This window comes from Vreelandella sp. 2A-K22, from assembly GCF_054065485.1.
Genome location: NZ_JBSUGC010000005.1, coordinates 283,248 through 304,547, shown reverse-complemented (window position 1 = coordinate 304,547; position 21,300 = coordinate 283,248). Strand labels below are relative to the sequence as shown.

22 protein-coding genes are annotated in these 21,300 nt (G+C 53.2%); 5 read left to right on the top strand and 17 right to left on the bottom strand.

What is annotated here, in order from left to right; all coding sequences use genetic code 11:
- Positions 1 to 214: 214 nt before the first annotated feature.
- The 6 genes from ACW17M_RS09380 to ACW17M_RS09355 all read right to left on the bottom strand — a co-directional run bounded on the left by ACW17M_RS09380 (position 215) and on the right by ACW17M_RS09355 (position 7,591).
- A complete protein-coding gene (locus ACW17M_RS09380; protein ID WP_457547296.1) occupies positions 215 to 847 on the bottom strand; it encodes a LuxR C-terminal-related transcriptional regulator in 633 nt (210 codons plus the stop codon).
- On the bottom strand, positions 847 to 2,277 hold the full coding sequence (locus tag ACW17M_RS09375; RefSeq protein ID WP_009287685.1) for an HlyD family type I secretion periplasmic adaptor subunit: 1,431 nt from the start codon (positions 2,275 to 2,277) through the stop codon (positions 847 to 849). Before ACW17M_RS09375 ends, ACW17M_RS09380 begins: the two co-directional genes overlap by 1 nt.
- Positions 2,277 to 4,454: a type I secretion system permease/ATPase gene (locus ACW17M_RS09370; protein WP_009287684.1), complete on the bottom strand. Its 2,178-nt coding sequence runs from the start codon at positions 4,452 to 4,454 to the stop codon at positions 2,277 to 2,279. The genes ACW17M_RS09375 and ACW17M_RS09370 overlap by 1 nt, the downstream gene beginning before the upstream one ends.
- A 124-nt stretch (positions 4,455 to 4,578) precedes the next feature.
- Positions 4,579 to 6,096: a TolC family outer membrane protein gene (locus ACW17M_RS09365; RefSeq protein ID WP_223827925.1), complete on the bottom strand. Its 1,518-nt coding sequence runs from the start codon at positions 6,094 to 6,096 to the stop codon at positions 4,579 to 4,581.
- Between the two features lie 356 nt (positions 6,097 to 6,452).
- Positions 6,453 to 7,325 carry a DMT family transporter gene (locus tag ACW17M_RS09360; protein ID WP_009287682.1) on the bottom strand — a complete coding sequence of 291 codons (873 nt, stop codon included), beginning with the start codon at positions 7,323 to 7,325 and terminating at the stop codon, positions 6,453 to 6,455.
- Positions 7,322 to 7,591 carry a SelT/SelW/SelH family protein gene (locus ACW17M_RS09355; RefSeq protein WP_027960154.1) on the bottom strand — a complete coding sequence of 90 codons (270 nt, stop codon included), beginning with the start codon at positions 7,589 to 7,591 and terminating at the stop codon, positions 7,322 to 7,324. Before ACW17M_RS09355 ends, ACW17M_RS09360 begins: the two co-directional genes overlap by 4 nt.
- Positions 7,592 to 7,684: 93 nt before the next feature.
- Between ACW17M_RS09355 and ACW17M_RS09350 the strand changes: the two genes are divergently transcribed.
- The 4 genes from ACW17M_RS09350 to ettA all read left to right on the top strand — a co-directional run bounded on the left by ACW17M_RS09350 (position 7,685) and on the right by ettA (position 11,912).
- Entirely contained in the window at positions 7,685 to 8,998 is a 1,314-nt protein-coding gene (locus ACW17M_RS09350) for an MFS transporter (RefSeq protein ID WP_233974285.1), read from the top strand.
- A 233-nt stretch (positions 8,999 to 9,231) separates the two neighbouring features.
- On the top strand, positions 9,232 to 9,666 hold the full coding sequence (locus tag ACW17M_RS09345; RefSeq protein ID WP_022522746.1) for a PAS domain S-box protein: 435 nt from the start codon (positions 9,232 to 9,234) through the stop codon (positions 9,664 to 9,666).
- Between the two features lie 188 nt (positions 9,667 to 9,854).
- Entirely contained in the window at positions 9,855 to 10,082 is a 228-nt protein-coding gene (locus tag ACW17M_RS09340; RefSeq protein ID WP_022522745.1) for a PA3496 family putative envelope integrity protein, read from the top strand.
- Positions 10,083 to 10,250: 168 nt separating this feature from the next.
- Positions 10,251 to 11,912 carry an energy-dependent translational throttle protein EttA gene (ettA, locus tag ACW17M_RS09335; RefSeq protein WP_009287680.1) on the top strand — a complete coding sequence of 554 codons (1,662 nt, stop codon included), beginning with the start codon at positions 10,251 to 10,253 and terminating at the stop codon, positions 11,910 to 11,912.
- A gap of 95 nt (positions 11,913 to 12,007) precedes the next feature.
- Here the strand turns inward: ettA and ACW17M_RS09330 are convergent, their stop codons facing one another.
- The 7 genes from ACW17M_RS09330 to phaR form a co-directional block, all read right to left on the bottom strand.
- Entirely contained in the window at positions 12,008 to 12,166 is a 159-nt protein-coding gene (locus ACW17M_RS09330; protein ID WP_022522744.1) for a DUF1328 domain-containing protein, read from the bottom strand.
- A 71-nt stretch (positions 12,167 to 12,237) separates the two neighbouring features.
- On the bottom strand, positions 12,238 to 12,879 hold the full coding sequence (coq7, locus tag ACW17M_RS09325) for a 2-polyprenyl-3-methyl-6-methoxy-1,4-benzoquinone monooxygenase (RefSeq protein ID WP_027960152.1): 642 nt from the start codon (positions 12,877 to 12,879) through the stop codon (positions 12,238 to 12,240).
- A gap of 39 nt (positions 12,880 to 12,918) precedes the next feature.
- On the bottom strand, positions 12,919 to 13,260 hold the full coding sequence (locus ACW17M_RS09320) for a histidine triad nucleotide-binding protein (protein ID WP_022522743.1): 342 nt from the start codon (positions 13,258 to 13,260) through the stop codon (positions 12,919 to 12,921).
- A gap of 112 nt (positions 13,261 to 13,372) precedes the next feature.
- Entirely contained in the window at positions 13,373 to 14,245 is an 873-nt protein-coding gene (locus ACW17M_RS09315; RefSeq protein WP_009287678.1) for a phosphoribulokinase, read from the bottom strand.
- Complete coding sequence (locus tag ACW17M_RS09310) at positions 14,245 to 14,685, bottom strand: acyl-CoA thioesterase (RefSeq protein ID WP_457547295.1); 441 nt, start codon at positions 14,683 to 14,685, stop codon at positions 14,245 to 14,247. Before ACW17M_RS09310 ends, ACW17M_RS09315 begins: the two co-directional genes overlap by 1 nt.
- A gap of 40 nt (positions 14,686 to 14,725) precedes the next feature.
- Complete coding sequence (gene purD / locus ACW17M_RS09305; protein WP_022522741.1) at positions 14,726 to 16,012, bottom strand: phosphoribosylamine--glycine ligase; 1,287 nt, start codon at positions 16,010 to 16,012, stop codon at positions 14,726 to 14,728.
- 67 nt (positions 16,013 to 16,079) lie between these two features.
- Positions 16,080 to 16,586 carry a polyhydroxyalkanoate synthesis repressor PhaR gene (gene phaR / locus ACW17M_RS09300; protein ID WP_009287676.1) on the bottom strand — a complete coding sequence of 169 codons (507 nt, stop codon included), beginning with the start codon at positions 16,584 to 16,586 and terminating at the stop codon, positions 16,080 to 16,082.
- Positions 16,587 to 16,735: 149 nt separating this feature from the next.
- On the opposite strand from phaR, the gene ACW17M_RS09295 reads away from it, so the two are divergent.
- Entirely contained in the window at positions 16,736 to 17,449 is a 714-nt protein-coding gene (locus ACW17M_RS09295; protein WP_027960151.1) for a 16S rRNA (uracil(1498)-N(3))-methyltransferase, read from the top strand.
- 19 nt (positions 17,450 to 17,468) lie between these two features.
- Here ACW17M_RS09295 and rloA3 read toward each other — a convergent pair whose 3' ends face one another.
- The 4 genes from rloA3 to ACW17M_RS09275 form a co-directional block, all read right to left on the bottom strand.
- Entirely contained in the window at positions 17,469 to 18,053 is a 585-nt protein-coding gene (gene rloA3 / locus ACW17M_RS09290; protein ID WP_041158161.1) for a retropepsin-like aspartic peptidase RloA3, read from the bottom strand.
- A gap of 41 nt (positions 18,054 to 18,094) precedes the next feature.
- The gene (locus ACW17M_RS09285; RefSeq protein WP_009287673.1) at positions 18,095 to 19,363 is read right to left on the bottom strand and encodes a lytic murein transglycosylase; all 1,269 of its coding nucleotides are present in this window, start codon (positions 19,361 to 19,363) and stop codon (positions 18,095 to 18,097) included.
- An 86-nt stretch (positions 19,364 to 19,449) separates the two neighbouring features.
- Complete coding sequence (locus tag ACW17M_RS09280) at positions 19,450 to 20,895, bottom strand: DASH family cryptochrome (RefSeq protein WP_009287672.1); 1,446 nt, start codon at positions 20,893 to 20,895, stop codon at positions 19,450 to 19,452.
- A 63-nt stretch (positions 20,896 to 20,958) separates the two neighbouring features.
- A complete protein-coding gene (locus tag ACW17M_RS09275; protein ID WP_083868814.1) occupies positions 20,959 to 21,093 on the bottom strand; it encodes a DUF2256 domain-containing protein in 135 nt (44 codons plus the stop codon).
- Positions 21,094 to 21,300 lie beyond the last annotated feature (207 nt).

Here is a 21,300-nt window from a genome sequence, read left to right as displayed (position 1 = left end):
CGGTGTCGCCCATGCTATCCAACACATGCGAAATTTCCGCCGCTCGGGAGGAGTGTTCAGCACTCGACTTACTTAATGGAAGCGAGCAATACAGTGAAGAATCTTTAATACCCGGCATTAAGTTGCTCAATAATAGAGGCTAATGTGAGGGACAGAAATGTATTGAATAAGCGCTGCAACATATAGAGGCGCTGCTCGCGCTAAGTTATAAACATTAAAAGCGTTCTGGAATGCGTTCCACTACCGGTGCTAGCTTCAAAATAAGCTGTAAGCGGTCTCGAACAGCCAGCTTTTTGAAAATAGCGCTAAGATGCGCTTTTACTGTACGCTCCGTAATCTCTAACTGACGCGCGACTTCCTTATTTGTAGCACCGCGCACCACAGCAAGTGCAACGCCCCGTTCACGGTCGGTTAAATCTCCAAGCTGCTCTGTATTGAAAGAACTGCCATCTTCAGCCCTTTGCTGCAACGCTTTAAAAGAGCCTCCAAGCACTTTAGCAAGCAACTCTTGACCAACCCACACGCCTTGGTTAGTGACCACCAACGCCACTTGCTTAAGTACCTCGGGCGCAGCAAGCGTATGAACATATCCCCGCGCTCCCAGATCCAGTGACCTTAACGCCTCACGGTCATCCGGCGAGTAACTTAGTACAACGACAACAGCTCCCTTGGCAGTTACGGTACCGATAAGCTCTGACCACCCTTCAACAGTCGTAGACAGCCAAACCACATCATTAGGCTGTGTTTTATTAATAAACACATCTGGTTTGGAGGCTACCATCTCGGGAAACGCTTTTTTCCAACGCGCTTTTAAGTTTCCATCCGTCGTAATGAACCAATGCTTCATCAGCGTTCCCCCATGGAATCACGCCACGCTCTTAAGACAGGTTTCAGCATAAACTGCATCACTGTGCGCTTGCCCGTTACTATGTCCACTTGCGCCGTCATGCCGGGAATTACTTGTAGTTTATCGGCGACATTTTCGTTTTCTAAACTGCGCACCCGCACTTGATAGAAGGTATTACCGTCATCATCAGTAATGGTATCGGCGCTAATACGCTCAAGCTCGGCCTGTAAGCCACCATAAATGGCATAGTCATAGGCCGTCAGTTTGATAGTCGCAGGCTGCCCAGGATGCAAAAAGGCGATATCTTGCGGGGCGATGCGCGCCTCAACCAGCAGTTGGTCGTCAGTAGGCACGATTTCAACAACCTCTTCCCCTGGCTGAGCAACACCACCTATGGTGTTGATATGTATGCGCTGAACAATACCATCAACCGGCGAGCGAATTTCGGTCAGTCGTACCCTATCCTGCAAACCAGTTCCCGATTGTTGCAATGCATTTAGGTCGCCCAACGTTTGAGCCAGATCATTCCGCCACTCACTCCGGCGTTCGGCACCCAGCTCCAGCAGTTGCCCTTCTGCTTCTTCCACCCCGGCCTCTAAACGTGAAACAGCGGCATCCGCTTGGTTACGCTCCCCTGTGGCACTAGATACATCTCTCTCTAAGCGCAGCACTTCTACCTCAGACACAGCCCCCGAAGCCAACAGCGGGCGAGTCAAGTTAAGCTCTTGACTGGCCATATTGACTTCACGCTGGGCTGTATCACGGCGAGCTTGCGCCTCTCGCAGCTCTTCCTGACGCTGACGAATGCGGTCATTAAGCACATTTTCTTGTTCGCGCAACTCTTCACGACGGCTTTCATAAACCTCGCGCTCTTGCATCACAATGTCAGGCACTTCTTGACGGAGCTCTTCGGAAGGCTCAAACGCAGTGCCCGTTGCTAGCGCACGTAGCCTTTCAGCACGCGCCTGAAGCGCATAACGCTGGGCACGGTTTTCTCGAAAATCAGAAACAAAGCGCGTAGGGTCGATCTGCATCAGCACTTGACCTGCCTCGACGATCTGCCCTTCGCGAATAAAGATCTGTTCAACAACGCCACCATCAAAAGACTGGATACGCTGTAGTTGGCTTGCAGGGATCACTCGCCCTGCCCCACGGGTTACTTCATCGATAGAAGCAAAATACGCCCACACTAACAACGCAACCACAGTGAGCAGGACGGTATAGAGGAATAACCGTGCACGAATGGGCTCTTGCTGCATACGCGCCCAGTCGGTATCGCTTGCCCAATCGCGGTTTAGGTGGGCAGAGGTCACACGCTTGGCAAACAACCGATCCATAAAAGGGCGAAATGGTTTTTGGCCTTTTTCTGAAAAACGGCCAATGGCGTCAAAACCTTTTTGCTCGGTCGTGGAAGAGGGTTTACGCGCCATTACGATGCCCTCCCGATCTGGCCTTTACGCAATGCCTCTACCACTGTATCCCGCGGGCCATCCGCCACGACCTTGCCGGCATCCATGACAATAATTCGGTCGACCAATGAGAGGAGCGAGGTACGGTGCGTGACCACTAGGATGGTTTTGCCAGCAGCGACGTTTTTAAGGTTGGCTTTAAACGCTTCTTCGCTAGCATTATCCATAGAGCTTGTCGGTTCATCTAACAGCAAAATAGGCGGATCCTGCACTAGCGCACGGGCAATGGCGACAGACTGTTTTTGCCCGCCGGAAAGTGCTTGGCCGCGTTCACCTACTTGCAAATCCACGCCATGTGGATGGTTGTTGACGAGTGACTCTAGGCCGGCCAAGTCAATCGCTCTAAGCAATGCCTCATCCTCAACGCGGTCGCTACCGCCACCCGCCACAATATTGTCCCGCAGAGATCCTGAAAACAGGCTAACGTCTTGAGGAACATAGCCAATATGACGGCGCAGCTGCAGTGGGTCTAACTGGCGAATATCCACGTTATCAACCAGCACGGCCCCCGAGGTTGGCTGATAAAACCCTAGCACTAGCTTGTTTAATGAAGATTTGCCGCAACCAATGCGGCCAAGTAGCGCAACTTTCTCACCGGCTTTGACAGTTATCGATACATCCTTCAGCGCCTCGCGCTCTTCATTGGGGTAACGAAGAGTGACTTTCTCAAGGCGTATATTGCCGGCGAAGCTGGGCTTTTCTACATAAGCCTTGCCTTCATGGCGCTCAACCTTCTTATCCATTACCGCATTGAGTGACTCAAGCGCCGTGGAGGATTGATGATATTGCGCCAGCAGCGCTGCAGCCTGACTTATAGGTGCCATCGCCCGGGAAGAGAGCATATAAGCGGCAATCAACCCACCCTGGGTGAGGTTACCTTCGATGATTTGATATACACCGACGATAATGACGCACACCGCCACACTGTGCTGCGCCCACTGGGCCACGCTGGAGACTGAGGTGCTCACCATCTTAAGCTGCGCGCCAGTACGGGAAAGGAAGGCCGATGATTTTTCCCAGTGGCGCTGGATACGGCTTTCAGCCCGCAGGGCCTTAACATTTTCTAATTGGGAAATAGACTCTACCAACAGTGAGTTGCGCTGTGCGCCGACTTCCCAGGTAGTTTGAGAAAGTTCATGAAGCTTACCCTGAGCAGCCAGCGCGTAGAGCAGCACAAATACGATGCCCACCAATACCGGCAGCACTAGCCAGGGATTAATCAGCGCGATAATCGCCGCAAACATCAGTACGAACGGAAGATCGACAATCCCCAGAATGGTCGCAGAACCAATAAACGCGCGTACCGACTCAAAAGACTGGAGCGTCGAAGTGAACGAGCCGGTTGATGCGGGGCGCTCTTCTAAACGAAGGCCCAATGCTTTAGCCATGATTGAGGAAGAGAGCTTCACATCCGCACGGCTAGCGGCTAAGTCGACAAAGCTGCTGCGCATTAGCCTGAGTACCAAATCAAAGCACAGCACTATAAAGATGCCTATTGCCAGCACCCATAGCGTTTCCGTTGCCTGATTGGGCACTACTCGGTCATAGACGTTAAGCACGAACAGCGGCATGGCGATGGCGAACACATTGATCGCCACCGACCCCAACACGATATCGCGGTAGAGAGATCTATTTTCGCGAATGACGCCCCAAAACCAGTGCTGGTCGCGGCGCTTCTTGACGCCTGGTTCAGACGCGTTATCCACTAGAAACTTAGGACGAACGTATATAGCTTCACCGCTATAGCCCGCATAGAGTTCGTCTAGGGGCAGTTCAACGTTTGATTCAGATAGTTCAGGAAAAATGACGTTCGCTTTTTGCTGTTTGAGATCAATTCCCAACAGCACGCACGCCCTACCTGGTTCCAACAATAGAATAGCGGGGAAGAGCGCTGGGTTAAGCGCCGACAGCTTGCTTTTAACAATTCGCGCCGTCAGTCCAGCACGGGAGGCAGCCCTACCAAATACGGAAGGCGTTAGCTTGCCCTGCTCCAAGGGCAAGCCAGCTCTAAGGGCCTCTGATGACACCTCATGCTGATGAAATGAGGCAACCGCTTTCAAACATTCGAGTAACTCATCGCCTACTGGCTGCTCGCTAGCATTTGCAGCGGCCGGCCTTTCCAGCTTGGTTTGTGTCACAGAGACCTCATTCCCCTAATGCCTATTTAGGCATCTATTTCCCCTATGATTAGCGAAAGCCGCTAACCCTTCGCCGCCAAACGACGAATAACTCTGTTTCTGCACAGCAAACTATTCGAACACGTTAGCCGTTAGTGACCAGCACATCCTCGTGGCCCAATTGCAGGTACTGGGAAATCATGACTGGCTGCTCATTGGCGGCGTAAGACGACGCTAGCGTATCAGCGTGAGCGGGTAACGAAGAAATACCGCGCGTAAAGTCTTCTAAATTAAAGCCACGAGGCCCTTCCGTTCCACAGGCCATCTCAGCGCTAAGTGTGGCGTCGTCGTACCCCAATTCGTCAAGAGTGGGGATATCGTCACGCACCACTTCAAGGGTGTGCATAAGTTGCCCCATTGCTGCTAGCGTACGCGCTTGAGCCAAAGTTAAGTCAAACTCTGCATTCGCGTAGGCTCGGCTGGCTTCGAAGTACTCGTTTTCACTATCAAGCACGTCCAACAAAGTACGTTGACCAATATCAAACTGCTGCTGGTAAGCCCCACGAACCCGGTTGATCGATTGGCGATGATCATTCAGATAGCTCAATTGCTCACCCAAACGCTGGGTATCGTTATAAGCAATTTGCGTGGTTTGACGTACGTTTGTACAGGCCGTTTCGCGCTGATTGACGGCTTGTTCAATACGCGTGGCCGCCGCATCAAAAGCTGCACTATCAGAACCACCGCGATAGAGGTTCATGCTGGCGACCAGTTGAATACTGTGCTCATCACTGCGCCCAGCTATCGAGTCGTCTTGATTATTGGTGCCCGTACGTCCCTGTATATCCAGGCGGGGCATAAAGGCGGCCTTCGCAGCCTCTTGTTCCGCACGTTGCACAGCAATATTCTCAATCGCGGCATGGAACTCAGGGTTCCCCTCAAATGCCATTTCGATCGCTTGGTTGACACCAGCGGGTAGTTCATCGGCCAAGCTAGGTGCAGGCGACATATTCTGAGGAGGAAGTTCGCCTACGATACGCTGATAGCGAGCCGTTACATCGTGCAGGTTCGACGCCTCGGTCATCAAGTTGGATTCGGCTAACGCCAAACGGCCGCTAATTTGCTCTAGGTCAACGCCACGGCCCGCCCCGGAAAGCGCACGCTCTTCAATTTGCGAGAACACACGTTGGTGTTCGCGGTAATTATCTTGAGCTAAACGCACCATCTCGCGGTAGCGAAGCACATCAAGGTAGGTGCGAAAAGCTTCAAGCGTCACCTCTTCACTTGCACCCAGCAGCTCAAAATAGGCAATCAGCCGAGTGCGATCCAAACGCTCTACTTCGCTACGGGTGGCAAACCCATCAAACACCATTTGGGTGAGCGTGAGCTCAGCAAAGTCACTGCTATAGCTTCCGCGCCCATCATTTTGCTGGTCTTGCCGACCCACGCCCGCAGAGATATCAATCGAAGGCAAATAATTACCCTTTGCGACTCTGACATCGCTCCCAGAAGCGCTAAAGTTCGCCCATGCAGCGTTTACATCGGGATTAGTAATGATCGTTTGTTGAATAGTACTGGGAAGATCAGTGGCACCTGGCGCGTAGAGGCTAGCGGGTAGCGACTGCGCTAATGCCGTAAGCGGGACACACGCTAACGTGGTCATTGTCAGCGGCTTAAAAACATGGTGACAGAAGGTTTTTTTTAGTCTCGATACGGCATTTTTTTTCATCGTCAGCGTTCCCTATGATGTGGCACTCATTGCACGCAGCTCATTATTCGTGTGACCCATTGAGCCATGCTGCACTATTGCTTCAAGCGTAAGCTCGCGAAGTCTCATCCCGAAGTGAGCCTGTGTCCCTACGAGCGCCCAATTTTTGAAGTAAACACATGGTAGATAAAACTTAATTAGCTGAGCTTAGCCTAATTTAGTTAATTTCCTACTCATCCTGAGGCTATAAAACCAAATGTCACAAAAAATTACAATAAGAACACCATTAAAACACAAAAAAATATTCAGAATTATTCGTTTTTCTGTGCTTGTTGCAGCCCGAGCCCCAGCAGTATCAGCACTAGCCCAATCAACGTTGAAGGCAAAATAGGCTCTCCCACTACCAGGAAAAGTAACAGCAGTGATACAGGAGGTGAGAGAAAAATCAGGTTGGAGACTTTGGCCGTGCGCGACACTTTATGCACTGCCAACTGCCACAGAATGAAGGCCACCCCCATTTCAAATAGCCCCACATACACACCAGCACCAAAGGCAGGCCAACCGTGCCACTGGTAACCGGGGCCCAGTAATAGCAATAGGGTCAACACAGGTAGGCCAACGCTAAAGTTTTGCCACTGGCCAACAAGGGGTGGTCGGCTATCCCGCGCATTAAGCAGCCAATACAGCGCCCAAAGAAGAGTCGAAGCGAGTGCCAGCACGACCCCTAACGGGTCGGCAAAAGAGACATTTAAAACCGCGCCTCGTGTTGCTATCACCCATACGCCTGCGTAGGCGACCAGCCCAGCAACAATATCCATACGCGTTAAGCGCTGCCCGAGCAAAGGCACGGCCAAAAACGCCATCGCTAAGGCCCAGGTGTAATTTAGTGCCATCGCCTCTTGCCCTGGGAGACGGTCATAGGCGGCGAAGAGCACCAAATAATAAGCCACTGGGTTCATAAGCCCTGCCCACGCTGCTGTCTTCCAACCGGTGCGCAACGCTGTGGCGATATTTCCCTGCTTGATGACCAGCGCCCCCATCAGTGCCCAAGAAACAAGCGCTGCGAGCCACATCAGCTCTAGAGGGCTCATCCAAGCGAGTGCCACTTTGAAGGCCGTTGCCACCGTCGACCATAATGCGACGGCCCCTAAGCCAAACAGGATTGCTTGCCTATCCTGATTCATCGGTCGATATGCCCTAAATCTCGACCCGGCTCCAACTGGTCGCGTACACGCTGTTTAAGAAGCTTGATATCTGGGAAACCGCCATCGCGCTTGCGCTCCCATAACAGCAGATCATCACACCAGATCTCGAACGTACCCCCATGGGAAGGGGCTAATGAGACCTCGCTTAAACCTTCACCAAAGGTTGAGAGCAATTCCTGTGCATACCAACCACTGCGCAGCAGCCATTGGCATTGCGTGCAATAACGGATTTGAATACGTGACATCCCTGATCTCCCAGGCAAGTTAATGTGGCATTCTAAAAGGATATTCTGTCATTTTGAGATGGCTTGAGATAGGTCGATTAAGAAGGAGTCCCAATGGCCGAACATAACGTTTCACAAACTCGCCTGTATGAGTGGCTAACGGGCGATGACGACAGCCGCATGTGCGACGACATACCTGAAAGCGCCTGCGACGAACAACCGCGTAATTTTTTTCTACATATATGGGCCTCTTTGGGCAATAAACTGGCTGACGAGCTGTCGAGCGCGCGTTTAGTCTTACCCTGGCTGATGGGCATTATTGGCGCTCCCATCTGGATGGTAGGTCTGCTGGTCCCCATCCGAGAATCGGGTGCCCTGCTGCCGCAAATCTTCGTAGCGGGGTTTATTCGCTTAAAACCTAAGCGCAAATGGGTGTGGGTGGTCGGCGCGCTGACCCAAGCCTTCGCTGCCTTAACGCTTGCCGTACTGGCGTTGTTCGCCACCGGCACCTTGGGCGGAGCGTTAGTGCTCACAGCATTAGTTCTGCTCTCACTGGCACGTGGCTTATCCTCAATTGCCACAAAAGATGTGCTGGGCAAAACCATTGCCAAGCGCCGCCGCGGTACGCTAATGGGCTGGAGCGGCAGCATTGCTGGTGGTGCAACGCTGGTCGCTGGGACACTGCTAATGTTATTTGAGAGCCGACCCGGCCATTTAGTGGTGGCGATACTGCTGGCCATAGCTGCCTGCGGGTGGCTAATCAATGCCATCGCCGCCGCACGCATCAAAGAAGCCCCTGGGGCAGTAGAAGGCGGCGAAAACGGCTGGGACAGTATTAAACAGGGACTGTCGCTGTTAAAAGATGACCGTACTTTTTTACACTTCAACCTTGCCAGGGCGCTGCTGCTCTCAAGTGCACTCGCCCTACCCTACATCGCCCTGCTAGGGCAAAACCAAAGCGGCACCGACCTGGGAGGCCTGGGCATACTGATTGTGATGTCGGGGCTGGCCGCGATGGTAGCTAGCCCGGTATGGGGGAAACGGGCGGATCAGTCGAGCCGTGGCGTGATGCGCGATGCGGCGATCGGTACCGCCATTTGCTGCATAATGGGCGCTAGTTTAGCTTGGTTACCCGGCGAGTGGACACACAGCATATGGCCCTATGCGGCAGTTTATGCACTACTCGTGATTGTTCACCACGGCGTACGCTTAGGGCGTAAAACCTACCTCGTCGATATGGCCAGCCAAGATAATCGTGCGCTTTACGTGGCGCTCTCGAATACCTTAACCGGCGTATTAATGTTGATTGTAGGTGGCCTTATTGGCGCTTTTGCCCAGTGGTTTGGTAGCGGCACATTACTCCTCATGCTAGCGGCTACCGCCGTGGGGGCCATACTTAGCACCCATCAATTACCTGAAGTCGAGTGACGCGCCACCGGTAACCACGTGTATTCAAGCGTACTATCGAGAGCTCTACCTACATTAGCGTAGCGTTCGCGATTGCAATGCGTGACAACGCTCGCCATGATAGGGCCGAATAGCAGTGATGTAGTGGCGCCTTTGCTATGCTGCCTATAATAAGTGATTGGAAATTCCGTTAGCTCATGGCGAAAGCGACTGTGAACGACGGAAAGGATTGGAGCTGCAACAGGAACCCCTTGATGAAACGATCTCCATTGATCAGTCCAGAATTGCTCGAACGTATTGTTGACGCATCGGAAGACGGCATTGTCGTTGCCGAACAGGAAGGGGATGAAAATATCCTCATCTACGTCAACAAAGGCTTTGAGCGCTTGACGGGCTACAGCGCGGATGAAATTCTGTATCGCGATTGCCGCTTTTTACAGAACGAAGACCGCGACCAGGACGCGCTTGTCGCCATTCGAGATGCGCTAAACGAGGGCCGACCTTCTCGAGAAGTACTGCGTAATTATCGCAAAGACGGCACCATGTTTTGGAATGAACTTTCCATTACGCCGGTCTATGACGAAGCAGACAAGCTGATGTATTACATTGGCGTGCAAAAAGATGTAACGGAGCGTGTAGAAACACAGCTTGCGCTAGCGGAGTTACAAAAGCAGCGAGAAAACAGCTAATCATTAACTTTCTCACTAAAAAAAACTATAAAGCTTGAACTTCATCCCAACTGGCGTTATATAGCGGCAAGGCGCTTGAATTGCGCTAGGCGCTTCACTTTGCAGTTGGCATGTGTTTAATAAACTGCACATGTACTCGCGTGAAGCCGTTGTTACGCCGGCACGCCGGCTGGGTTGGAGGACATCACATGAGCCGTGATCCCCTAAGTCGTGAGACCCTAAGTCATGAAACTTTAGGCAACGAAACACTCGACTCAGATGAGTTCGAAAGCTTAGACGCCGTCAATGACGACCACTACAACAGAAGCAAACCGAGCAAAGCTGACAGCTTACGCGCGCGGCGCCAAGTCGAGGCGTGGTTGGAAGAGCGACGACTTCAGCGCGCCATCGAAGATGACTGGGACGAAGAAGAGTAATCCTTGAGCAGCTTGGCCTTCTCAGCAAATGAGCGGGCCTGGCTAGCCAACACCTCAAGTAGCCTAGCCTTTCCTGGTGCAGACCACTATCATCACGCTTCAGCCAGCAATAAGAGCCAGCAGCCTGCTGCTGTCGCTTTCTTCTTTTCAACAACTTAACGGATCTCCATGGCGCAATACGTTTTCACCATGAACCGGGTTGGCAAAGTAGTGCCGCCCAAAAAGCAAATTCTCAAGGATATTTCGCTCTCGTTTTTCCCTGGCGCCAAAATCGGCGTTCTGGGGCTTAACGGTTCGGGAAAATCCACACTGCTGCGCATTATGGCCGGTGTCGATAAAGAGTTTGAAGGTGAAGCTCGTCCGATGCCTGGCATCAATGTTGGCTACCTTCCACAGGAGCCGCAGCTAGATGACGAGAAAAACGTCCGCGACACCGTCGAAGAAGCACTGGGGGCGATCAAAGATGCCCAGGAGAAGTTGGATGGGGTGTATGCGGCCTACGCAGAGCCCGACGCCGACTTTGATGCGCTAGCCAGCGAGCAGGCCCGGCTTGAAAATATTATCGAAGCTGCTGATGCGCATAACCTGGAACGCAAACTTGACGTTGCTGCCGAAGCACTGCGACTCCCCCCCTGGGATGCCAAAGTGGGCAACCTCTCAGGTGGTGAGCGCCGTCGTGTAGCACTCTGCCGCTTACTGCTCTCCAGCCCCGATATGCTGCTGCTTGACGAGCCTACCAACCACCTGGATGCAGAATCGGTGGCTTGGCTTGAACGCTTCCTTCACGACTATAACGGTACAGTAGTGGCGATCACCCACGACCGCTACTTCCTGGACAACGTGGCGGGTTGGATTTTGGAGCTTGATCGTGGCCAAGGCATACCCTTCGAGGGTAACTACTCCCAGTGGCTGGAGCAGAAAGATCAGCGTTTGAACCAGGAAGCCAAGCAGGAAGCCTCGCGTCAGAAAGCCATCAAGCAAGAGCTTGAGTGGGTGCGCAGTAACGCCAAAGGCCGCCAGGCAAAAAGCAAAGCACGCCTCAACCGCTTTGAAGAGATGCAGTCTGGCGACTTCCAAAAGCGCAATGAAACCAATGAAATTTATATTCCGCCTGGCCCGCGCCTGGGCGATAACGTCATTGAGTTTCGTGATGTGGCTAAACGCTTCGATGACAAGCTGCTCTACCAGAACCTCTCCTTCACCATTCCCCAGGGTGCGATCGTTGGTATCGTCGGTGGTAACGGTGCGGGTAAATCGACGCTCTTTAAACTGATTACCGGTAAAGAGCAGCCGGACGAAGGCGAAGTCCTGGTGGGTGAAACGGTCGATATCGCTTACGTCGAACAGCTACGCGACGGCTTAGATGACAAGCAGAGCGTGTGGGAAGCCGTTTCGGATGGTCAGGATATCCTTAATATTAACGGCTACGAAGTCTCCTCGCGTGCCTATGTGGGTCGCTTCAACTTTAAGGGTAACGACCAGCAGAAGCGTTTGTCGGAGCTTTCCGGTGGTGAGCGCGGTCGCTTACAGCTTGCCCAAACGCTCAAGCAAGGCGCTAACGTGCTGCTGCTCGATGAGCCCTCCAACGACCTGGATATTGAAACCCTGCGGGCACTGGAGGACGCGCTTCTAGCCTTCCCGGGCTGCGCGATGGTGATCTCTCACGATCGTTGGTTCCTTGACCGTATCGCCACGCACATTATGGCCTTTGAAGGTGACTCTGAAGTGGTCTTATTTGAAGGCAACTACGCGGAGTACGAAGAGGATCATAGAAAGCGGGTCGGAAACGATACGCCTAAGCGCATGAAGTATAAGCGTATTGATGCTTAATCATTAGCATCACGCTGGCAGTCAATGCTGACAGCAAAAGGCCCCGCAGAGCGGGGCCTTTTAGTTTGTGTTTGCACTGACGCTAGCGCAAAGCCCTAACGTCTGCGGCCGGTAAAAAATGACACAAGAAACAAAATAAGAAACAGCACAAACAAAATTTGCGCAATGGTGGACGCCGCCCCGGCAATGCCAGAAAAACCGACCGCCCCAGCGATGATCGCAATAATTAAAAACAGCACTGCATTGCCTAGCATCTTCTTGCTCCTCTCCTTGGTAACGACTTCCCTACACCGCCACTTAACCCATTATGCAGCGTGAATATGTCTCAGAGATGATAGGCGCTTTTAGTCATTACCTTAGAGGCCAGCCGTATGCCCCACTTCACCGGTGCCGGAAAGCGAACGCCCCCCGCTTCTAAGGCAAGCTGAGCATGGTGAGCTTCATCAACTGCCATCTGGCGCAGTATGGCGCGGGAGCGGTTGTCGCCACGGGGTAGCGACTGTTGGTGTGAATCAAGATGCTTACCTACCTGCTCTTCGGTCGCGGCGACCAATCCCAAACTAATACGATCACTGACCGCCCCAGTGGCCACGCCAATGCCAAAGGAAGCGGCATAAAACAACGGGTTTAAGCAGCTTGTTCGGCTCTGCAACTGCTCTAGACGCTCATCACACCAGGCAAGATGATCGATCTCCTCTAGCGCCGACTGCTCCATCTGGTGACGCACATGAGGAAGTTTAGCGGTCACGCCCTGCCCCTGATACAGCGCTTGAACACACACCTCACCAGTATGGTTGATACGCATCAAACCTGCTGCATGGCGGCGCTCTTGATCGTCGAACGTTCCCTCAGCCACACCTTCAGCGGGGCTGGTGCGCTGTGGTGAAGCAGCGTGTGGCATAAGCGTTCGTAAAACGGTATCGAACTGATGTATCAGGCGATCTGAACGACTCTGTTGACGATCCATGGCAACACTCCGTTGACTTGCGATAGCGATCTGCCGAACTCAACCGGCAGGCCATGTGAATGCACGCCCACCGAGTAGATGCATATGAATATGGTAGACCGTTTGTCCGCCCATTTCGTTGCAGTTCATCACCACGCGGTAGCCATCTTCAGCAAACCCCTGCTCGCGGGCAAGCTTGGCGGCGGTAAACTGAAGCCGCCCTACTGTGGCAATATCAGCCTCATCGATATCATTGAGCGTGGCGATATGCTTTTTAGGAATGATTAGCTGATGAGTAGGCGCCTGGGGGCCAATATCATTGAATGCCAACACGTGGTCATCTTCATAAACGATATCAGCGGGAATTTCACGGTTAATGATTTTACAAAACAGACAATCCATACAGCTCTCCTTTATTAACTACTTGCCACTTAAGTGTCGAATTATCTCTGCCAGTCTGATGATTGCACCGATGAATTGCACCGGTGAGAGGTAGCTTCAAGCCCGCTACCTTTTAACGAAAGCGTCTCTGGGAAAGAAGATGCCTAACCAAGGGGGCAAGAATCAACTCCATCGCCAGCGACATCCGCGCCCCCGGCACCACCAACGTGTGCGGACGGGTCATAAACGAGTCCTTAATCATCGCCAGCAGCCAAGGGAAATCAACGGTGGAGGGATCACGAAAACGGATGACCACGAACGACTCAGCGTCGGTGGGAATATCCTGCACTTCAAAGGGGTTAGAGGTATCGACGGTGGGCACACGTTGAAAATTGATGTGAGTACGCGAAAACTGCGGTTGGATGTAGCGCACATAGTCATCCATCCGACCCAGGATAGTGTCAATGACCGCTTCTTGTGAGTAGCCCCGCAGCTTGGTATCACGGTCGATCTTTTGAATCCACTCAAGATTCATGGTTGGCGCCACACCAACCAACAGATCTACATGGCGGGCAATGTCATACTCCTCAGTGACCAGCCCACCGTGCAAGCCTTCATAAAACAGCAGGTCGGTACCACAGGGCAGCGACTGCCACTCGGTGAAAGTACCTACCCGGCAGCCTGCTTCAATTTTCTGCTTATCTTCAGCATGGATATAGTGCCGAAAAGTACCCGAACCGTGTTCGCCATACTCACTAAACAACCCTTCCAGACGATCCAGCAAATTCGCCTCTACGGCAAAATGCGAAAGTTCGTCTTTGCGTTCTGGCTCTTCTCGGAAGATGCGGTGCAGGTCATCACGGGTATAGCGGTGAAAGGCATCGCCATCGACCATTGCTGCATGCACATCTTCGCGCAGAAACATGCGCTCAAAGCTGCGCTTCACGGTGGTGGTACCCGCCCCTGAGGAACCGGTTACCGCGATAATCGGATACTCCCGAGACATCAGCCATACCTCGCGTGGGAAAGCGCTTGTTTAACCTGCTCGGGTACTTCGACAGGACGCCCAGTAGCACGATCAATCAGTAGCTGATTGATCCGTGCGGTAGCGACTACCTGCTGAGAATCTGCCTGGTAGATGCGCTGATAGATCGTCAACGCTTTGCCTTGGGGCTCGGGTACAGCGGTGGCAATCGTTAGGCCATCGGGCCAGCGCGCTTCACTTTGATACTGAACGGCGAGATCAGCGACCACCGAAGGGTATCCATGCATATCCCACTCAGGCAGATCCAGGGCAGCAAAGGCTTGAATGCGCGCCTCGTGGAGCAGTGATACCAGCGCATCATGCCCCAAGTGACGGCCGTAGTTCATATCGGTTACCCTCACGGTCAAGGGGTGACGATGTATGACCGCCTCAGCGGGAAAGTCCAGCTTGACACGCTCCATGCCTGTTTCCTCGTCAGTATTCGCTTAGCGTAAGGCGTGCTTACTCCTCTCGGGCAATCGCCCTGAAGGCGATATCACGGCGACACTCGACGCCATCCCAGTGAATAGCATTAACGCCTTGGTACGCTTGCTGCTGCGCCGCGGAGACGCTATTGCCCAATGCCGTTACACACAGCACACGGCCACCTGCCGTAATAATCTCGCCCTGGGAATCCTGCGCGGTACCGGCGTGAAACACTTTGCAGCCCGTTTCTTCAGCCGCAGCTAAACCGTGAATCACGTCACCCTTGCGGTAGCTGCCAGGGTAGCCTCCGGCCGCCAGCACCACGCCCACCGCTGCACGGGAATCCCATTCGCAGCGTTGCCCATCCAGCTTGCCCTGGGCACCCGCTAAGCAAAGCTCAGCGAAGTCAGAGGTTAAGCGCAGCATGATTGGCTGAGTTTCAGGATCACCAAAGCGGCAGTTGTACTCAATAACCTTGGGGTTACCCGCCGCGTCGATCATCAGGCCTGCATATAAGAACCCTGTATAAGCATTGCCTTCTGCAGCCATGCCCCTCACGGTGGGCAGAATGACCTGCTCCATGATACGTGCATCAACCTCGGGCGTGACCACAGGCGCTGGTGAATAGGCGCCCATACCGCCGGTATTAGGGCCGGTATCACCATCATAAGCGCGTTTGTGGTCTTGGCTGGTGGCCATGGGTACCACATGCTCGCCGTCCACCATGACAATAAAGCTCGCCTCTTCGCCCTCCAGAAACTCTTCGATAACCACGCGAGCGCCTGCACCGCCGAAAGCATTGGCCTCCAGCATATCGCGAATAGCAGCCTCAGCTTCGGCTTCACTCAGCGCCACGATGACGCCTTTGCCCGCTGCTAGGCCATCCGCCTTAATCACAATGGGTGCGCCCATTTTGCTTAAATAGGCAAGCGCAGAGTCTACGTCAGTAAACGTTTGGTAGTCAGCCGAAGGAATATCATGACGGGCCAGGAAGTCCTTGGTAAATGATTTTGAGCCTTCTAACTGAGCAGCCGCCTGAGTAGGGCCAAAGATAGTCAGACCGGCCGCTTGGAACCGGTCAACAACACCTTCAACCAAGGGAGCCTCCGGCCCCACCACGGTCAAGCCAATCTGCTCATCACGGGCAAAAGCGACCAGGCTGTCGAGATCCGTTGCGGCAATCGCTACGTTGGTCAGCTTCGCTTCCGCCGCGGTGCCGGCATTGCCGGGGGCGACAAAGACCTGCTCAACCTGGGTAGATTGCGCCAATTTCCAAGCCAGGGCGTGCTCGCGACCACCGCCGCCTATCATCAAAACCTTCATGTGCATCCTTCTCAAACGGGAGAGCGTATATCGGCGGCATTATGCCACAGCGCAGCACCAAGTGGGGTCAGGAGGAGGGTTTGTTATCTTTGCTGGTATCGTTGCTATCGCTCTCAGGCTGCTCAGCATCACTCGACTCATCGGCTTGACCCGGCTGATTCAAGGTATTTTGCCAAAAGCGCATGTTCTCTTCGGCAAGCTCACGCATAAATTCTAACGGCGTGTTGCGCATTGCCTGTTTCCACTGGCTCTGCAAACGTTTCTGCTGCTCCAACATCAGTTGCGTACCCTGTTCGAGGTAACGCGACAGCGGCAACGGTGAGGTCATATCGTAAACCCGGATAAGCTGCGCTAGAAGATCGTTTGAAAACACTTCCGCTTCGCTATCCGCTTGCTCCTGCTCAATAATGATAGAGAGCAGAATAGTCCGCGTCAGGTCTTCTCCGCTTTTGGCATCTTCCACCCTGAACGGCTCTTCTTCGATGATTAAACGACGCAGGTCTTCCAGCGTCACATAACGACTCTGCTGAGTATCGTACAACCTGCGGTTTGCATATTTGCGAATTACGCGCACGGCGCATCTCCTTAAACGCGATAGGGACTTTTTTATTCCCGTTACTGGTTCCGTTGCTGATATTGTGCCTGCACCACGCGCCTATGCAAGCCACCTTAATAGTTTAGCAAGGCGTACCGTGCCTGCTTTGTGACCAATAGACCATCATTATGAATTTGATTCTGCTCAATCCCAACGATCTCACCAATGACGGCCACGTCTGCATCACCGATCCACGCCGACTAAAACACCTTCGTGATGTCCATCGATCGGCACCTGGCGACCGGCTCACCGTGGGTGTGCAAGGCGGCGCCATGGGCAAAGCGATGCTAAAAGAGCTCAACGCTGAGCGCGCGTATTTCCAATTAGAAAACCTTGATGAGCCACCGCCGCCACCGTTACCCGTACATTTGGCATTGGCTCTGCCCCGTCCCCGTATGTTGGCGCGTACGTTAGAGCATGTGACGGCACTAGGCGTCAAAGAGATCACCCTGCTACATACTAAACGGGTTGAGAAGAGCTACTGGCAATCCCCTGAGTTACGCCCGGAGAAAATCTACCAGCACTTGCTACTCGGCTTAGAGCAAGCCCGCGACACCCAGCTACCATCGGTCACCCTGAGCAAAGGCTTTCGTCCTTTTTTGGAGCAGCAACTGCCTGGCTTACTCAGCGAACGCCGCGGACTCGTAGCCCATCCTGGCATGCCCAACGCCTGCCCAAGAGGCATAAGTGAACCTACCCTGCTATTGGTAGGCCCTGAGGGCGGTTTTATTGCTTGGGAGGTAGAGCAACTAATGCTAGCAGGTTGCGAGGGTATGCATCTAGGCCCGCGCATTTTACGCGTTGAAACAGCCGTGACCGCGCTTCTATCACGGCTGTTTTAAGCGTTGATCGATAGGTAAGTTAGGACTGTTCATCTTCTGGGTCGTGGGGCACAACGGTGGCGTTTTCCCCACACTCGGGCTCCTGCAAGAAGGTTTCACGCACATCCAGCAAGCCAAGGTGGCTAATGGTACGACGACCGAGCAGCAGCGGATAGTTCATTTCTTCACGGTCACGTAGACTAAACTGCTCTTCGTAAATGGTGTCGCCCATACACACTTCCAACAACACCACTGGACGCTCGTCGCGGCCGCCTGCTCCGCGAACAGCCAATTCTCGATAAAGCGGCCGCTCAATTTGGTCGCTGAATACGTCTCCGCTTCCTTGATCTTCAAGCTTCAAACGAAAGCGCACCCACTCCTCGTCATCCTGCTCGAACATCTCTATATCGCGAGCATCTAATGAAGAGGTTAATGCTCCGCTATCGAGCTTGGCTTTTACCTCGATATCCCAGGGTTGCAGGGTGGCTTTTTCAACCCAGCCGAATACCTGGTCATCATCTGCCATCGCCATGGAAGCAGACAGACCAGAACCTAACAACACGGCACCTAACAACACGGCACCTAACATCACTCTGTTAAAAAACATCTTACCTATCAACTGCATAACATCATCCTTGGAAAGTAGAAGCACCCTTTTAACACTGCTTACTGCGAACGCTGGCGTAGCTGTTCAAGTAGCTCCTGGGTCGCAAACCCATCCGGTATCAACCCTTGATCACGCTGAAAGTTCCGCAAACCTTGCCGGGTGTTGGGCCCCATAATGCCGTCCGCGCCGCCTACAGAGTATCCTACCCGGTTCAATGCGCGCTGAAGTTCTTGAACATTGTCACGGGTAAGTGGCGCTTGATCCCGGGGCCAGCTGTGCTGAATGCCCTCGCGTCCAGCGATCGCATCGCCTAACGTCGCAACGGCCAGTGCATAACTGGTGGCATTGTTATAGCGTAAAATCGCACGGAAATTAGCACCTACCAAAAATGCAGGGCCATTAGCGCCAGCGGGTACCACGATAGCGGCGCTATCGAAGTTCGGCAATTCGCCCTGCTGCGCCTGTACGCCTTGGTTGCGCCACTCGGCACTGCTGCGGCGTTCGGTCTGGGCGTAATCAAACCCTTCGGGCAGGCGTACCTCAATACCCCAGGGTTGACCGGTTTGCCATCCGGCTCGGTCAAGATAGTTGGCCGTTGATGCCATGACATCAGGGATGCTGTCCCAAATATCGCGCCGACCGTCACCGTCGCCATCGACGGCATAGGCTTCGAAGCTACTGGGAATAAACTGAGTATGTCCCATCGCCCCAGCCCAGGAGCCCTTCATGTCTTCAGCAGCGATATCACCTTGATCAATAATCCGTAACGCCGCGAGCAGCTCACCTCGAGCAAAGTCACGGCGTCGACCATCGTAAGCCAGCGTGGCCAGGGACTCCAAGGTCGAAAAATCGCCAAAATTACTGCCATAGTTACTTTCGATGCCCCAAATGGCGACGATTATTTCTGCTGGCACCCCATAGCGCTGCTCCATTTGCTGAGCAGTGTCACGGTGATCAGCCAGCTTTTCTTGACCGTTAGTAATACGCGTGGATGAAACCGCGGTATCCAGATACTCCCAAATAGGGCGAACAAATTCGGGCTGGTAGCCGTCGAGTTCAATCACACGCTCACGATAACGAACGCCATCCAGGGCGTTGCTTAATGTGGCTTCGCTGACCCCTTGGCCTGCAGCGTACTGGCGAAAATCTCGAAGCCACTGCTGAAAATTAGCATAGCTAACCTCAGAAGCAGCCTGGGTATCGACTTCTGACATTAGCTGAGGGTTAGCGACCGCTACGCTTGACGCGAAAGGAGCGCTTAGCGCTGCGACTATGGAAACACACAAAAGAGGGCTGCAGCGCCGCCCAATAGAGAAATTACCAGACATTATATCGATCCTTAGGCAGTCCTTGGCATATCTGGAATGATGGCCTAGAAAAGAGGTAGATACTAGGGTCTGGCCGAAGGTGATAATTACTTTATAACGCTCTCCACGGCGGACGACTCAGCTAAAGTGCCTACTTCACAGCGAGGAATTAGCCATCGCTCCCACTGCTCGGGCACAACGCAGGGAGCATCAAACCTCAAGGGGTCTGCACGCCACGGCTGATGGCGCTCAAGGCCATTGGGCAGTGTTTCGAGCTGCTCCAGCCAGTGAGCAACATAGAGCCCCTGGGGATCGTAATGGCCCGCCTGTTTGAGCACATTAAAGTAACGATCTTGGCGAGGATCGCGCCCAACACCAGCAATATAGCGCCAATTGCCCCAGTTGCTGGCCACGTCATAATCAATCAGGCAGTGCTCGAACCATAACGCCCCCAAACGCCAATCTACCTTTAAGTCTTTAACTAAAAAGCTGGCCACGTTTTGCCGGGCACGATTGGATAGCCAGCCAGTGTGGCGAAGCTCCAGCATAGCGGCATCCACAAACGGCAACCCCGTGGTGCCGTTACGCCAGGCATCGAAAGCGGCACACGGCTGGTCAGTCTGGCGTGAGCCAAACATTTTCGCCCCTTCCAACTGAGCGGCACGGATAAAATACTCCCGCCAGAGCAGTTCGAAGCTAATCCAGTAGCTTGACTCATTACTGCCGTTTTCCGCTTCCCATGCTTTCACAGCCTCATCGACTTGACGAGCTGACAGGCAACCTCGCGCCAGCCAGGGTGAAACGCGGGTTGAAAAATTAGCCCCCAATAGCCCGTTGCGGGTTTTCTTGTAGGTTTCACCGCCCTGTTGACGCCACAAGTAATCCTTCAGACGCCCATGAGCCGCTGACTCTCCTCCCCTATAAGCGTAACCTTGGCGAGGATCGGGCTGCCAGGTAGCGCTCTGCTCACAGACGGCTTTTAGCGGCGGAAATCCCCTTGCCGCCTCGGGCCAAGGGGGCAACGTTATTGGAGCGCAGCGGCTGGCAGGCACAGCACATTCGCTCTCCACACTGCGCCTAAAGGCAGAAAAACTCCCAGGCAGCGCTTCCCGCTCAAAAGGCAGCGCCTTTAGATCAATGAGTCGCCCACTCTCTATGCAATTGAGGGCCGTTTGACTAGGCAGGCCTTGCTCAACCGCCTGAATATGCGCGAATTCCTCAACCCCTGCATGGTCAGCAACACGCACCTCTCGTGCGTTTAGCTTTGACGCCAACTCAATCACCACATCACTAGGCTTGCCAATGCGCACCAGCAGATCGCTGCCACGCTTTAGGAGCTCACCACGCAACTCCATTAAGCTTTGCCATAAAAAGCGCAACCGCGCAGGCCCAATACGCGGCGTTGATTCGCCGTCAAATAATGGCAAGAACCATCGCTCATCTAACACGTAGATACACATCAGATAACTAGGAGGAGAGGCAAAGTGTAAAAGAGGATTATCAGCAATACGCAGGTCGTCTTGCAGCCAGACAATATCAATCGTGCTGTACATGCTTGTGCCTCCTAGGGGTACATTCCTGCCCAGAACTTGGTGCTATCACCGTGGCTTGCTTGGCTACTTGGCACTACGACGGCACCGCTCACTGCAGTAGCGCACCTCGTCCCAGCAGCGCGCCCATTTTTTCCGCCAGAGAAACGGTCGCTGGCATTGAGCACAGTCTTTCTGTGGCAGGTGTTGTTTGCGTCGCATGGTCACGTTTAATCACATTTCTGCGGGGCATGGGGTGAAACATGAACGCATTATCTTATACAGTACAATTATTGTACATGATTTTTTATTGTACATTATTTGTTAAGGGCGAACTAATTACTCGTGTCTTAATACACCCCATCTCCAGACGCAAAAAAACCACCCGAAGGTGGCTTAGCAGCGGTTATTCAATGGCTACTACGCTGT